This window comes from Bradyrhizobium sp. UFLA05-153 (assembly GCF_054185185.1).
In genome coordinates this window covers 45,420-59,390 of record NZ_JBBIAM010000023.1, presented here as the reverse complement: position 1 = coordinate 59,390, position 13,971 = coordinate 45,420, and the positions used below count along the sequence as shown (strand labels likewise).

Annotated in this window: 15 protein-coding genes; 8 read left to right on the top strand and 7 right to left on the bottom strand. The window is 63.8% G+C overall.

Annotated elements, in window-relative coordinates; all coding sequences use genetic code 11:
* Positions 1–123: 123 nt before the first annotated feature.
* Positions 124–1,686, top strand: coding sequence for a Do family serine endopeptidase (locus Q2941_RS16270; RefSeq protein ID WP_458193086.1), 1,563 nt, complete (start codon positions 124–126; stop codon positions 1,684–1,686).
* A gap of 69 nt (positions 1,687–1,755) precedes the next feature.
* On the opposite strand, the gene Q2941_RS16265 is transcribed toward Q2941_RS16270, so the two are convergent.
* On the bottom strand, positions 1,756–2,034 hold the full coding sequence (locus tag Q2941_RS16265; RefSeq protein WP_084801502.1) for a hypothetical protein: 279 nt from the start codon (positions 2,032–2,034) through the stop codon (positions 1,756–1,758).
* A gap of 336 nt (positions 2,035–2,370) precedes the next feature.
* Between Q2941_RS16265 and Q2941_RS16260 the strand changes: the two genes are divergently transcribed.
* Positions 2,371–2,733, top strand: a complete 363-nt coding sequence (locus Q2941_RS16260) for a hypothetical protein (RefSeq protein ID WP_035663003.1) — start codon at positions 2,371–2,373, stop codon at positions 2,731–2,733.
* A 58-nt stretch (positions 2,734–2,791) separates the two neighbouring features.
* Here Q2941_RS16260 and Q2941_RS16255 read toward each other — a convergent pair whose 3' ends face one another.
* A complete protein-coding gene (locus tag Q2941_RS16255; protein WP_254107443.1) occupies positions 2,792–3,046 on the bottom strand; it encodes a DUF6496 domain-containing protein in 255 nt (84 codons plus the stop codon).
* A 288-nt stretch (positions 3,047–3,334) separates the two neighbouring features.
* On the opposite strand from Q2941_RS16255, the gene Q2941_RS16250 reads away from it, so the two are divergent.
* Entirely contained in the window at positions 3,335–3,538 is a 204-nt protein-coding gene (locus Q2941_RS16250) for a hypothetical protein (protein ID WP_254107442.1), read from the top strand.
* Positions 3,539–3,547: 9 nt separating this feature from the next.
* Here the strand turns inward: Q2941_RS16250 and Q2941_RS16245 are convergent, their stop codons facing one another.
* The gene (locus tag Q2941_RS16245) at positions 3,548–3,742 is read right to left on the bottom strand and encodes a DUF3072 domain-containing protein (RefSeq protein ID WP_027524352.1); all 195 of its coding nucleotides are present in this window, start codon (positions 3,740–3,742) and stop codon (positions 3,548–3,550) included.
* 115 nt (positions 3,743–3,857) lie between these two features.
* Between Q2941_RS16245 and Q2941_RS16240 the strand changes: the two genes are divergently transcribed.
* The 3 genes from Q2941_RS16240 to Q2941_RS16230 are packed head-to-tail and all read left to right on the top strand — an operon-like array spanning position 3,858 to position 4,573.
* A complete protein-coding gene (locus Q2941_RS16240; RefSeq protein ID WP_027524353.1) occupies positions 3,858–4,097 on the top strand; it encodes a hypothetical protein in 240 nt (79 codons plus the stop codon).
* Between the two features lie 15 nt (positions 4,098–4,112).
* Positions 4,113–4,337, top strand: a complete 225-nt coding sequence (locus Q2941_RS16235) for a hypothetical protein (protein ID WP_254107441.1) — start codon at positions 4,113–4,115, stop codon at positions 4,335–4,337.
* Between the two features lie 35 nt (positions 4,338–4,372).
* Complete coding sequence (locus tag Q2941_RS16230) at positions 4,373–4,573, top strand: hypothetical protein (protein ID WP_027524355.1); 201 nt, start codon at positions 4,373–4,375, stop codon at positions 4,571–4,573.
* Between the two features lie 73 nt (positions 4,574–4,646).
* Here Q2941_RS16230 and Q2941_RS16225 read toward each other — a convergent pair whose 3' ends face one another.
* Positions 4,647–4,874: a hypothetical protein gene (locus tag Q2941_RS16225; protein ID WP_458193085.1), complete on the bottom strand. Its 228-nt coding sequence runs from the start codon at positions 4,872–4,874 to the stop codon at positions 4,647–4,649.
* Between the two features lie 96 nt (positions 4,875–4,970).
* Positions 4,971–5,228 carry a hypothetical protein gene (locus tag Q2941_RS16220; protein ID WP_027524357.1) on the bottom strand — a complete coding sequence of 86 codons (258 nt, stop codon included), beginning with the start codon at positions 5,226–5,228 and terminating at the stop codon, positions 4,971–4,973.
* 160 nt (positions 5,229–5,388) lie between these two features.
* Between Q2941_RS16220 and Q2941_RS16215 the strand changes: the two genes are divergently transcribed.
* Positions 5,389–5,610, top strand: a complete 222-nt coding sequence (locus Q2941_RS16215; protein ID WP_254107440.1) for a hypothetical protein — start codon at positions 5,389–5,391, stop codon at positions 5,608–5,610.
* On the opposite strand, the gene Q2941_RS16210 is transcribed toward Q2941_RS16215, so the two are convergent.
* Positions 5,607–7,094 (bottom strand): HWE histidine kinase domain-containing protein, encoded by a 1,488-nt coding sequence (locus tag Q2941_RS16210; protein ID WP_458193084.1) that lies wholly within the window; start codon positions 7,092–7,094, stop codon positions 5,607–5,609. The genes Q2941_RS16215 and Q2941_RS16210 overlap by 4 nt on opposite strands.
* A 13-nt stretch (positions 7,095–7,107) precedes the next feature.
* Positions 7,108–13,395: a HAMP domain-containing protein gene (locus tag Q2941_RS16205; protein WP_458193083.1), complete on the bottom strand. Its 6,288-nt coding sequence runs from the start codon at positions 13,393–13,395 to the stop codon at positions 7,108–7,110.
* A gap of 285 nt (positions 13,396–13,680) precedes the next feature.
* Here Q2941_RS16205 and Q2941_RS16200 point away from each other — a divergent pair, with 285 nt between their 5' ends.
* Positions 13,681–13,971 carry a hypothetical protein gene (locus Q2941_RS16200; protein WP_027524361.1) on the top strand — a complete coding sequence of 97 codons (291 nt, stop codon included), beginning with the start codon at positions 13,681–13,683 and terminating at the stop codon, positions 13,969–13,971.

The following is a 13,971-nucleotide window of genomic DNA, read 5'->3' as shown; positions in this document are numbered from 1 at the left end:
CGTCACCCGCGGCTGCTCGTCGCAGCTTTCTTTGCCAAGAATTAATCGCGTGGACGGGACGTCGTAATGTTGTGTCGTCAATGTTGGGCGCAAGGCGACTGCTACCAACATGGACATTTCGACATGAACGATCACATCAATCCCGATTCCGCCAGGCCGCGTGCGATCCTGAAACCCCGGCGCCTCGCGCTGCTCGGTACCGTGGCCGCGCTCGGCGTTGCCGTGCTTGCCGGTGCTTCGAACGGATACTCGCCGTTTACCGGCGCGTCCTTCACCTCGCCAGCGCTCGCCGCCGAGACGACGCCGACCCCACCCGGTTTTGCCGATCTGGTGGCCAAGGTGAAGCCCGCCGTGATCTCGGTGCGCGTCAAGATCGACCAGACCGACAAGAATGCGATGCTGCAGCAAAACCGGATGGATTCGGATGAGGATTCACCTTTCGATCAGTTCCCGAAGGAGTTCGGCTTCCGCCTGCCGAAGGGCATGCAGCAAATGCCCAACGGCATGCCGCAGCGCCACCGCGTGATCACCGGCGAAGGCTCGGGCTTCTTCATCTCGGCCGACGGCTATGCGGTGACCAACAATCACGTCGTCGACCACGCCCAGTCCGTGCAGGTGACGGCGGACGACGGTACGATCTACACGGCCAAGGTCGTCGGCACCGATCCGAAGACCGACCTCGCGTTGATCAAGGTCGACGGCAAGAAGGATTTTCCGTTCGTAAAATTCTCCGAGCAGCGCCCGCGGATCGGCGACTGGGTGGTTGCCGTCGGTAATCCGTTCGGCCTCGGCGGCACGGTGACGGCGGGTATCGTCTCGGCCAACGGCCGCGACATCGGCGCCGGCCCCTATGACGACTACATCCAGATCGACGCGCCCATCAACAAGGGTAATTCCGGCGGTCCCGCCTTCGACATGAACGGCAACGTGATCGGCGTGAATACTGCGATCTTCTCGCCGTCCGGCGGCTCGGTCGGCATCGGATTCGACATCCCGGCCAACACCGCAAAGCTCGTCGTCGCCCAGCTCAAGGACAACGGCTCGGTCACGCGTGGCTGGCTCGGCGTCCAGGTGCAGCCGGTGACGGCTGATATCGCCGACAGCCTCGGGCTGAAGGAAGCCCGCGGCGCGATCGTCGATACCCCGCAGGACAACAGCCCGGCGTCCAAGGCCGGAATCGAGGCCGGTGACGTCATCACCGCCGTCAATGGCACCGCGATCAAGGACTCCCGCGATCTCGCCCGTACCATCGGCACGATGGCGCCGGGCAGCTCGGTGAAGCTCGACGTCTGGCACAAGGGCGAGAGCAAGACCGTGAGCGTGAATCTCGGCGAGCTCCCGAACGAGCGTCAGGCCAAGGCGAATGGGAAGGCGAATGACAAGGCGGACGAAGGTCAGTCGACCGCCGGAACGCCGCGTCTCGGCCTCAGCCTCGCACCGGCCGGCGACGTGCAGGGCGCGGGCCAGAAGGGTGTCGTCGTCACCTCCGTTGATCCGGAAGGCCCGGCGGCAAGCCGCGGCATCCAGACCGGAGATGTCATCCTCAATGTCGGCGGCAAGGCCGTCGCCAGCATCGATGACGTCCGGACTGAGTTGAAGCAGGCGAAATCCGCTGGCAAGCGCAGCGTGCTGCTGCAGGTGAAGAGCGCGGAGGCGACGAAGTTCGTCGCGGTGCCGCTCGCCTAAGCAAAGAGAGATCACGCAACAATAAAAGAGGCGGCCTCGCGGCCGCCTCTTTCGTATCGGCTGTGCTTACTAACAGCGGTGTCGCAAGCCGTCTGGGCCTATATAGGTCATGCCGGGTTCGCAATACCCGCCGCGGAACGGTGCGGTCGCAATCGCGCCTGCCGTTCCGATCGCGCCGCCGACCACGCCGGCGGCTACGTCGCCCGGCCAAAAGCCTGAGCCCTCATGATAGTAAACCTGCCCATGGTGCCTTGCGCTCATCGATCGCGCGTGAGGCTCCTGCGCCAATGCAGGCGCCGCCATTGCGGTGGTGAGGACTGCGGCTGCGGCCAATCGTTTCCAGTTCATGTGCTGTCTCCGTTGTCTTCACACGGCAGGTCAACACCTGCCGCGGACAACCGTTTCGGGAACGTCACGAGTTTCATCCGGAGATTGGCCCGCGTTCCGCGACGGTCGCGCGAACCTGCGGAGAGCCGTCCATTTGAGGGGATAAGCCGGCACCGCCCGATAACATTCGCGTTAACGGATCTGTTGCGGACAGGGTTCGGCCCAAAAATTCACATTCACTCAAGCAGGTCGTGAGTCGCCTTTTGCGGCTCGACGGGCGAGGATGGTTGCATCAGCGGAACTCCAAGAGGGGGCCCGCTTTGTGGAACCGGACCTCGTCAGGAATCGGTGCCAACGATGGATCGATTGAAGGCCTTCAGCAGGGGCGCGTTACTGCTGGTGCCGCTTGTGCTCTGCACCCAAAGTGCGCTGGGTCGCGACGACGGACGTTATACGGATTCCCCGCTCAAGCCATGGTTCGACAGCCTGCGCAGCCACCTCGGTCCATGTTGCTCAGATGCCGATGGCGTGGCGGTCGCTGACCCCGATTGGGAATCGTATGGGGGGCACTATCGCGTGCGCATCGACGGTCAGTGGGTCGAGGTGCCCGATGAGGCCGTCATCACCGAGCCCAATCGGGCCGGGCGAACCATGGTATGGCCCGTGAAGACTGCGTTCGGGATTTCGATCCGCTGCTTCATGCCCGGCACCATGATCTAAAGGACACGTATCGACCTTGGGCGGCGCACGGGAGCTTCGCGCGCCACCGAATTTCGTCTCACCGGGAGCGCTTCTTGCTCGACTTCTTCTTCGAGCCCTTGCGCTTCGACGTCTTCTTCTTCTTCGGGACCTTCTTGCCCTTCTTGCGCGCCTTTGACAGGCCGATTGCGATCGCCTGCTTGCGGCTCTTCACGCGTCCACCGCGTCCGCCACGACCGCTCTTGGCCGTGCCTTTCTTGTAGCGGCGCATCTCGCTTTCGACATCCTTGCCGGAGCTCCTCGAATAGCGCCGTTTCTTTGCCTTGCGTGCCATGAGCATCCTCCCATGGCGAGAGAACCGCTTTCGCCTGCGCATGGTTCCTTGTCACTTGCCTAGAGCATGATCCGGAAAAGTGTGAAGCGGTTTTCCGAAAAGATCATGCTCAGACAATAACCTAAAGCGCGATGACGATTCAGCCCAATCTCATCGCGCTTTAGCCGGACGCGGTGACAGGATTCCTCAATAGCGACAACGACACACGTGACTGCCGCCGGCTGACGCGCGACAGAGAACAAAATCACCCCGCGCGGAACGGACTGGCAGCAGCGCGAATTGTTCGCCATGGTCACGATCAATATCCTCGACAAGCCGATCGAACGCATCCGCGAGACCTGCGAGATGATGGGCGCGCGCGACAAATTCGAACGCACCCTCCCTGAGCTCGAGACCTTCCTCGAATCAGAGATTGCCAGAGGCGAGACCGGCGAGGCGCGGCTCACCTATGACGGGCTCTGTTTCCTCAAGGAAGCCTTTGCGCGGAAGTGATCCGGCACCTCAGAACGAGTTGGCAAGCTCGATCTCGGCCTCCAGCGCCTGGATGCGCTTTGCTGCCTCGTCGAAGCTGAGATCCCTCGCATACTGGCTTGGCTGATAGGCCTCCTCGCTCAGCCGCCGCAGCCGTAGGACCTGGGCCCGCGTCATCTGCGCGGCGAGGAAATCCTTGGCGTCGTATTTACCTTCCACTCGCATTTCCACTCTCCATCCCTGAATCGTGACTTGACTATATGTTCTTATTTTGTTCTAACAAGCCATGGACAACAGAATTAATGAAATTCGTCGTAAAATCAGTACATTAAGGTCCGAGATGGTGGACCTTGAGGCGTCGGTGCGCGACCTCGTCAACCGTGATCGCGATTGCAACGAAAGCGCGCTTCGATTGCTCGGACTGCGCCAGGACATGAAGCGGCTGATCGCTGACTGGAAGGCGGCCGGCGGCGGCGATCTCCTGCCCAATATTGGCGAGCGGATGAGTCTCCGCGCGAACGTCAAGAACGATCCCAAGAAGAACGGTCACAAAGCGGCCCACATGGCCGTGCGCCGGTGAAGCCGGGGGCTCGCCGTGGATGAGGACCCGGACGCGTACCGGATTCTGAAACTGCGCGCCGAGATCCTCGAACTTGGGTCGGCCATCCGCCAGTTGCAGCGTGCCGGCCTCGACGATGCCGCAGCCCAGCTTTTGATCGCGCGCAAGCGCGCGATGCTCGAAACGCTCGTGAAGCGCGAGCCGCAAAGCGCAGCGCAGGACCGATCCGGCCTTAACATTCCTGACATCCGACGCGGCTAAGTCAGACACGTCACGCGACGTGCCGGAGCCTTCCGATGTCGGATACCGAGACGACAGCTCTGTTGCGCGCGGTTCTTGATGAGGTCTGCACGGACATCCCCACATCCGAGACGGCCGCGCGCGAGCGCGTCGCCGCGACAGTTCTCGAGATGATCCGGATGGGGTGCTGCTCGGCCGACGACCTCAGGCGAGCTGGCCGCGATGCGCTCAACCGCGCGCCGACGATGTGGCGCTAGCGGCGTCGCTCGCATCCGCCGATCAAGAAGAAAGCCCCGCGGCGCGCGGGGCTTCTCAAAGGCGTAAATGGGCTCACTTGCTGGGCATGCTGCCGGCTTGATTGGTGCCCGGGCCGACATTGCCCTGGCTCGACGGATTGGCGGCACCGCCGCTGGACTTCATGTTCGCACCGGTCGTGGTCTGCGACGACGTCATGGACTTATGATGCTTGGTCTTGTTGGACATCGCGTCGGCGGCAAACGGCGCGGCGGCGAGGCCGGCTGCCACGATTACGGCTAAGCCGAGATGGGTCTTCTTCATGCGCGGAACTCCCTTGAGTTAAATTGACGCAGGGAGCCAACAGCGATTGGGCGCGAGAGTTCCAGCGCGAGCGCGACATGCGCCGTTGCGCGTGCTTCAAGTTTCCTTGTCATCCATCAAAACGAACACGGCGCCCGTCAGCGTTGCGCCGATCGCAAAGCTCGTCACGAGCGTGATGACGAACACGAAAATGGTCGGGCTTCCGCCAGCCTTGAGCAGCGCCGCAACGGCAGGATTGATGAGCACCAGCGCGAGGCCAAAGATAAGCCCGAGGGCCGCACCCATCATCGCCTGCGTCATCAACGTGATGGCGCCTGCCGTCGAAACCAAACGTGGCGATTTTCGCGCTCGCATTGCCGTCCTCGACAATCATCCTGAAAACGTACCGGATCATCGCGAGTTCCTCGAACACCGCATCTTCCTGAACAAATATTCAGAGTGCGCGATCTTCAGCTGGCGTTCATGCGAGGTCTGAGAGGATCGAGACTGAAGCAACGACAAGGAAAGCTCGATCATGGGAAAGGTGATCTTTCTGTACCGCTCGCTTGCCTATCGCAACGCGGCGGCGGAAATGTTGCGCAAGGCGCGCACGCTGCCGCGTGGCGCGGAGCAGCGCGCAGCGCGAAGCTATGCGATGGCCTTGCGCGATCTGGAACGGAGCGAAGCCTGGCTCGAGGGGCGCATCGCGGATGCGCCGTTGCAGATGCAGGCGGTAAGGGTGCGCGCCCGCCGCTAGCCTGAGGCGCGCTGCAATTCGCCGGCGATCGCAGCGTCGAAATTTTCGGCCGCCGGCAGTGTCGCCTTTCGCGTCAGGGGCACTTCGAGGCGGCACAGCAGACCCTCGGCGCGCCAATCGAATTGCGCCCGTCCGCCGAGCTGGGACTCTACGCTCGCGAGCAAGCTCTTGGTGCCGAAGCCGCGCGCCTTCGGCTGCCTGACCAGCGGCCCCCCGGATTCCTCCCAGGTCAGCGCGAGCATCTCGCCATTCACCTCCCAGCCGATCGCAAGCCTCCCCGACCGCGTCGACAGCGCACCGTGTTTGGCCGAATTGGTGAACAGCTCGTGCAGCGCCAGCGCCAGCGTTTGCGCGGTAGCAGGTACGAGCTGCACTTCGGGACCCGATAGACGGATCTGGCCGCCGAGCGAATAGGGGGCGAGCTCCTCCTCGATCAGCTTGTTGATCTCGGCGCCTTGCCAGCTCGACAGCGACAGAATGGTGTGCACGCGTGCCAGCGCATTGATGCGTCCTTCGACGGCATTGACGTAGGTCTTGACGTCGTCGGCGCGGGTCAGCCGGACGATTGATTGCGCGAGTGCCAGGGCGTTCTTGGCGCGGTGATCGACTTCGCGGGCGAGCAGGTTCTGCCGCTCCTCGGCGCGCTTGCGCTCGGTGATGTCGACCGTGACGCCGCTCACCCGCACCACGCGACCGTTTCCGTCCAGCGTTGCCGCCGCCGTTCCGACACACCAGCGCACCTCACCATCCGGCCGCTGAATGCGGAATTCGGCTTCATAGGCGCGCGCGCCCGTGTTGAATTCGGCAATCGCCTTGCGGAATTGATCGACATCGTCGGGGTGCAGCAGCGCCTGCACGTTGGCCGAGGTGACGTCGAAGGTCTCCGGGCTGACGCCGAAGATGCGATACTGGCCTTCGTCCCACATCCAGTCGCCGTTGATCCAGTCCCAGTCCCAGGATCCCATCTTGCCGGCGGCGATCGCCATGCTGCGCCGCTGCTCGCTCTCGAGCAGCTTGGCGGTGGAGCTTTCGAGCTCGGCGGTGCGTGCGCGAACGCGATCCTCCAGCTCCTGGTTCAGCCGCTCGAGCTCGCGCGTCTTGCGATAGAGCTCGGCGAATACCTTGATCTTGGCGCGCAGCACCTCCGGCACCACCGGCACCGGAACGTAGTCGACCGCGCCCATCTCGTAGCCGCGCAGGCGATCGATGTCGGACACCTGGATTGCCGAGATGAAGATCATCGCGATCTTCTGGAAACGCGGATGCTCGCGGATCATCGCCGCGAGCTCGAAGCCGTCGAGCTCGGGCATGCAGACGTCGACCAGGATCACCGCGATCTCGCTCTTCAGCAAAATCTCCAGTGCCTCGCGACCGGACGAGGCGATCACGAGGTTCTCGCCGAGGTCCTTCAGGATCACCTCATAGGCGAGCAGCTTGGCCGGCTGGTCGTCGACAAGGAGAATGTTGACCTTTTCGTGGTCCATACTCGGATCCCACTCAGCGATGCAGCCACATGCGGATCGCAAGCAGCAATTGATCGGTGTTGACGGGTTTGGCGAGATAGTCGGAAGCGCCCGCTTCCAGACATTTCTCCCGGTCGCCCTTCATCGCTTTCGCAGTCAGCGCGATGATCGGCAGGCGCAAAAAGGCCGGGTTCTCCCGGATCACGCCGATGGTCTGATAGCCATCCATCTGCGGCATCATGATGTCCATCAGCACGATCGCGATATCCGGATTGGACTGCACGAGCGCCACTGCCTCGCGGCCGGTGGTGGCGGTCAGCACCTTCATGCCGCGCCGTTCCAGCACGCTCGACAGCGCGAAGATGTTGCGGGCATCGTCGTCGACGAGCAGCGCGGTCTTGCCGATCAGGTCCTCGTCGGAACTGTTCAGCTTCTCCAGCATGCGCTGCTTTTCGGTCGGCAGCTCGGTGATCACCCGGTGCAGGAACAGGGCGGTCTCGTCGAGCAGGCGTTCGGGCGACTCCACGCCCTTGACCACGATGCTGCGCGCCATGGTGTGGAGCTCGGCATCCTCTTCGGCCGATAGTTCTCGACCGGTGAAGACCACGACCGGAATGTTCGACAGTGCCTCGTCGCTGCGGATCTGGTCCAGCACCTCGAAGCCGCTCATGTCCGGCAGACGCAGGTCCAGCACCACGCAGTCGTAAGGAGCGTCGCGCAGCGTCGAGAGCGCGCCGGCACCGGTTTCGGTCGCCACGATCTCGATGTCGTCATGATGCAGCAGCTCGCGGATCGAGAGCTGCTCCGCCTCGTTGTCCTCGACGATGAGGAGCCGCTTGCGCCGCGGCCTTGCATATTCCTTGATCTGGGTCAGCGCGGCGGAGACGCCCTCGGTCGTGGTCGGCTTGTTGATGAAGGAGAAAGCGCCGCGGGCGAGCGCGTGCTGGCGATCCTCGTCCAGCGTGATGATCTGAACGGGGATGTGGCGGGTCAGCGGATTGTGTTTGAGCTGGCTTAGCACCGTCCAGCCCAGCATGTCCGGCAGAAAGACGTCGAGCGACACCGCCGTCGGTTGATATTGCTTGGCGAGCTCCAGGGCTTCAGCGCCGCGTGCCGCGACCAGCACCTTGAAACCCTTGTCGCGGGCGAGATCGACCAGCACGCGAGCGTAATGCGGATCGTCCTCGACGATCAGCAGAATGGTATCCCCCGGTTCGAGATTGAGCCGGTCGTCGGGCAGTTGCTCGATGACGCGCTCGGGCGCAGTTGCCTGCACCTGGAGCGCGGGCGGCTGGTTGGCCGCGGGCGCGGTCCGTGGCGCGAGTGTCGGTCCTGAATATTTGAGCGGCAGGTACAGCGTGAAGGTGGAACCCTTGCCGGTCGCGCTGCGCAGGTGGATCTCGCCGCCGAGCAGGCTTGCGAGCTCGCGGCTGATGGCGAGCCCAAGGCCGGTGCCGCCATATTTGCGGCTGGTGCCGGCGTCGGCCTGCTGGAAGGCCTCGAAGATCAGCTTCTGCTTCTCCAGGGGAATGCCGATGCCCGTATCGGTGACCTCGAACGCGATCACTGCCGGCGCAGCGTTGAGCACGGGATGATCCGGCGTCCAGCCGCCTAGCGCGCAGGCGACCTTCAGTCGTACGCCGCCTTCGGCCGTGAACTTGAAGGCATTCGACAACAGGTTCTTCAGCACCTGTTGCAGCCGCTTGGAGTCGGTGACGATGCTGCGGGCGAGGTTCGGATCGACTTCGACGTTGAAGGACAGGTTACGGTTCTCCGCCTCGTGCCGGAACGGACGTCCGACGGTCTCCAGCAGGTTCGCGGTCAAGATCTCCTCCGCGTCGACGGTCACCGTGCCGGACTCGATCTTGGAAAGATCGAGAATGTCGCTGATCAGGTTCAACAGATCAGTGCCGGCACCGTGGATCGTGCGGGCGAACTCGACTTGCTTGGCCGAGAGGTTGCCATCCGGATTGTCGGTGAGCTGCTGGCCGAGGATCAGGATCGAGTTCAGCGGCGTGCGCAGTTCGTGGCTCATATTGGCGAGGAATTCGGACTTGTACTTCGAGGTCAGCGCGAGCTCGGTCGCTTTTTCCTCCAGCGCGCGGCGGGCCTGTTCGATCTCCTGGTTCTTGCGCTCGACTTCCACGTTGCGTTCGGCGAGCTGCTGCGCCTTCTGCTCGAGCTGATCGTTGGTCTGCCGCAACTCGCGCTGCTGGGCCTGGAGCTCGCCGGCGAGCTGCTGCGACTGCTTGAGCAGGCCTTCGGTCTGCATCGTCGCCTCGATCGAGTTGAGCACGATGCCGATGGAGTCCGTGAGCTGCTCCAGGAACGTCATTTGCGAGGTCGTGAATGAGGCGAGCGAGGCGAGCTCGATGACCGCCTTGACCTGGCTCTCGAACAGCACCGGCAGTACCACCAGGTTCTTCGGCACCGCGCGCAACAGCGCCGAGTTGATCGGCACCACGTCGGTCGGGATGTCCGCAACCACGCGCGGGCGCTTGTCGAGGGCACATTGCCCGGCGAGACCGTCACCGAATTGCAGCACCTGCGGATAGGGATAGGCACCGTCGCCGGCATAGGAGGCAAGCAGGCGGAGCTGCGGGCTGTCCTCGTTCTCGATCTGGTAGATCACGCCGGTATGGGCGTTCACCAGCGGCGACAGCTCGGAGAGCAGGAGACGGCCGACGGTGGTGAGGTCGCGCTGGCCCTGGAGCATGTTGGTGAATTTGGCGAGGTTCGTCTTCAGCCAATCCTGCTCGGTGTTCACGTCCGTGGTGAGACGCAGGTTGGTGATCATGGTGTTGATGTTGTCTTTCAGCTCCGCGACCTCGCCGCGGGCATCGACCTGAATCGACCGGGTCAGGTCGCCCTTGGTCACGGCAGTTGCGACCTCCGCGATGGCGCGCACCTGCGAGGTGAGGTTCGCTGCCAGCAGGTTGACGTTGCCGGTGAGGTCCTTCCAGGTGCCGGCGGCGCCCGGCACGTTGGCCTGGCCGCCAAGGCGTCCCTCGACCCCGACCTCGCGCGCCACCGACGTCACCTGGTCGGCGAAGGTCGCGAGCGTCTCGGTCATGTTGTTGATGGTGTCGCCGAGAGCGGCGACTTCGCCCTTCGACTTCACGGTGAGGTTCTGCTTGAGGTCGCCGTTGGCGACCGCGGTCACGACCTTGACGATGCCGCGCACCTGCTCGGTGAGGTTCGCCGCCATGAAGTTCACGGTGTCGGTGAGGTCCTTCCAGGTGCCGGCGACGCCGGGCACCTGGGCCTGGCCGCCGAGCTTGCCTTCGGTGCCGACCTCACGCGCCACGCGCGTGACCTCGCCGGCGAAGGCGTTGAGCTGGTCCACCATGGTGTTGATGGTGTTCTTCAGCTCGAGGATCTCGCCCTTCACGTCGACGGTGATCTTGCGGGACAGGTCGCCGCGCGCCACGGCAGTCGTGACCTCGGCGATGTTGCGCACCTGCGTGGTGAGGTTTGCGGCGAGCAAGTTGACATTGTCGGTGAGGTCCTTCCAGGTGCCGCCGACGCCGGGCACCACGGCCTGACCGCCGAGCCGCCCCTCGGTCCCGACTTCGCGCGCCACGCGCGTCACTTCGGCAGCGAAGGAGCGGAGCTGCTCGACCATCGTGTTCAGCGTGTCCTTCAGCAGCAGGATCTCGCCGCGGACGTCGACCGTGATCTTCTTCGAAAGGTCACCGCCCGCGATCGCAGTCGCCACCTCGGCGATGTTGCGGACCTGCGCGGTCAGGTTGGACGCCATGAAGTTGACGTTGTCGGTGAGGTCCTTCCAGGTGCCGGCAACTTCAGGCACTTGCGCCTGGCCGCCGAGCTTGCCTTCGGTGCCGACCTCGCGCGCGACACGCGTCACTTCCGATGCGAAGGCATTGAGCTGGTCCACCATGGTGTTGATGGTGTTCTTCAGCTCGAGGATTTCGCCGCGCACGTCGACGGTGATTTTGCGGGACAAGTCGCCGCGCGCCACGGCAGTCGTCACTTCGGCGATGTTGCGGACTTGGGCGGTGAGGTTGCCCGCCATCGAGTTCACGCTATCGGTGAGGTCCTTCCAGGTTCCGGCGACGCCGGGCACGTTGGCCTGGCCGCCGAGACGGCCTTCGGTGCCAACCTCGCGCGCCACGCGCGTCACCTCGCCCGCGAAGCGGTTGAGCTGGTCGACCATCGTGTTCAGCGTGTCCTTGAGCTGAAGGATCTCGCCGCGCACGTCGACGGTGATCTTGCGCGAGAGGTCGCCGCCTGCGATGGCAGTCGCCACCTCGGCGATGTTGCGCACCTGGGCGGTGAGGTTGCCCGCCATCGAGTTCACGCTCTCGGTGAGGTCCTTCCAGGTGCCGGCGACGCCGAGCACGTTAGCCTGGCCGCCGAGCTTGCCTTCGGTGCCGACCTCACGCGCGACGCGCGTGACTTCACCGGCGAAGGCGTTGAGCTGGTCGACCATGGTGTTGAGCGTTTCCTTGAGCTGAAGGATCTCGCCCGACACGTTCACGGTGATCTTCTTCGACAGGTCGCCCTTGGCCACAGCGGTCGCGACCTCGGCGATGTTGCGGACTTGGCCGGTCAGGTTCGAGGCCATCGAGTTGACCGAGTCTGTCAAGTCCTTCCAGGTGCCGGCGACGCCACGCACCTGAGCCTGACCGCCGAGCTTGCCTTCGGTGCCGACCTCGCGCGCCACGCGCGTCACTTCGCCGGCGAACGCGTTGAGCTGGTCCACCATGGTATTGATGGTGTCCTTCAGCTCCAGGATTTCGCCGCGCACATCCACGGTGATCTTCTTCGACAAGTCGCCGTTCGCGACCGCCGTCGTCACCTCGGCGATATTGCGGACCTGGGCGGTGAGGTTCGACGCCATCGAGTTGACGCTCTCCGTCAGGTCCTTCCAGGTGCCGGCGACGCCCAGCACGTTGGCCTGGCCGCCGAGCCGGCCTTCGGTACCGACTTCGCGCGCCACGCGCGTCACTTCGCCGGCGAACGCGTTGAGCTGGTCGACCATGGTGTTGAGCGTTTCCTTGAGCTGAAGGATCTCGCCCGACACGTTCACCGTGATCTTCTTGGAGAGGTCGCCGCTCGCGATCGCGGTCGCGACGTCGGCGATGTTGCGGACCTGCGCCGTCAGGTTCGAGGCCATGAAGTTGACGTTGTCGGTGAGGTCCTTCCAGGTGCCGGCCACACCAGGCACCTGGGCCTGGCCGCCGAGCTTGCCTTCGGTGCCGACCTCACGCGCGACGCGCGTCACTTCGGATGCAAAGGAGTTGAGCTGGTCCACCATGGTGTTGATGGTGTCCTTCAGCTCCAGAATTTCGCCGCGCACGTCCACGGTGATCTTGCGGGACAGGTCGCCGCGCGCCACCGCCGTCGTCACGTGGGCGATGTTGCGCACCTGTGCGGTCAGGTTGCCGCACATCGCGTTGACGGAGTCGGTCAGGTCCTTCCAGGTGCCGGCGACGCCGGGCACGATGGCCTGGCCGCCGAGCTTGCCGTCGGTGCCGACCTCGCGCGCCACGCGCGTCACTTCCGAGGCGAAGGAACGAAGCTGGTCCACCATCGTGTTGATGGCTTCCTTGAGCTGCAAGATCTCGCCGCGGACGTCGACCGTGATCTTCTTGGAGAGGTCGCCATTGGCCACCGCGATCGTCACCTCTGCGAGGTTGCGCACCTGGTTTGTCAGGTTGTTCGCCATCGAGTTGACACTCTCGGTCAAATCCTTCCAGACGCCGGTCACTTCCGGCACCTGGGCCTGGCCGCCGAGTTTGCCTTCGGTGCCGACCTCGCGAGCCACGCGCGTCACCTCGGAGGTGAACACGCCGAGCTGCTTGATCATGGTGTTGACGATGGTCGCCGATTGCAGGAATTCGCCGCGCAAGGGGCGGCCGTCGACGTCGAGCTTGACAGTTTGCAGCAGGTCGCCTTGCGCCACCGCCGCGACCGCGCGCGTCACCTCACGCGTCGGCCACAGGAGATCGTCGATCAACGTGTTGACCGAGCCTTCCATGTCCGCCCACGAGCCGCTCGCAAGCCCGAACTTCACGCGCTGGCGGGTCTTGCCCTCGCGACCCACCACCTGGCCGACCAGCTCGAGCTGCTGTGCCATGCGCTGGTTGGCGGCGATGATCTCGTTGAAGGTGTCGGCGATCTTGCCGTCGATGCCGAGATAGTCGCCGCTCATGCGCACGGAGAAATCGCCGCTGCGCATGGCTTGCAATGCAAGTAGCAACTCCTGCCGGGAGTCGGCTTCCGGAGTGCCATTCACTTTTCGTTTGGGGACGCGGCGACCAGATTGCGAAACCGGTCCGGGATCGAGATCGCTCATGTCATTCCCCCCGCAAGTGCGTATCCGAATCCAAAGCTAGTACGCAGTCTTGGAAATAGAACGTCAGCGAAATTCCAAATCAAGCCGCACCATTGGAGCATGAAAAATTGGAACCTGCCTCGCTCAGCCCGGCCGAAACAACGCAGCGGCGGGAACAGGGTTCCATCCGATTCAGGAATTTTTTCTTTGCCTTGCGAGGACCGTTCCAGATGCGGAACGGCGGTGACGGGTCGTTCGGAACGGAGCGCGCGACCTCCGGTTAGCCCGCGAAGAGAAGGAGCCATTATGAGAATAGTAACCGTAGCCATCGCTGCCACCTTGCTGATCGCCGGCGGGGCCTATGCGCAGAACGGTGCACCGAGCGGCCGTGGGGCCGTCACCGGTGATCCGGCGGCGAGCTCGGCCACGCCCGGCTCCGCGCCGACGACGGGGGCTGCGACGCGGCCAAGCCGGAGCGGCAGCGGCACATCTACCTCGGGCGGCCGGGACGACAATGGCGACCGGGGCAGGGACAAGATGCCCGAGAGCAATCGTATCGTGAAGCCGGAGAGCGAGCAGCATCATCCCGAACGGTGA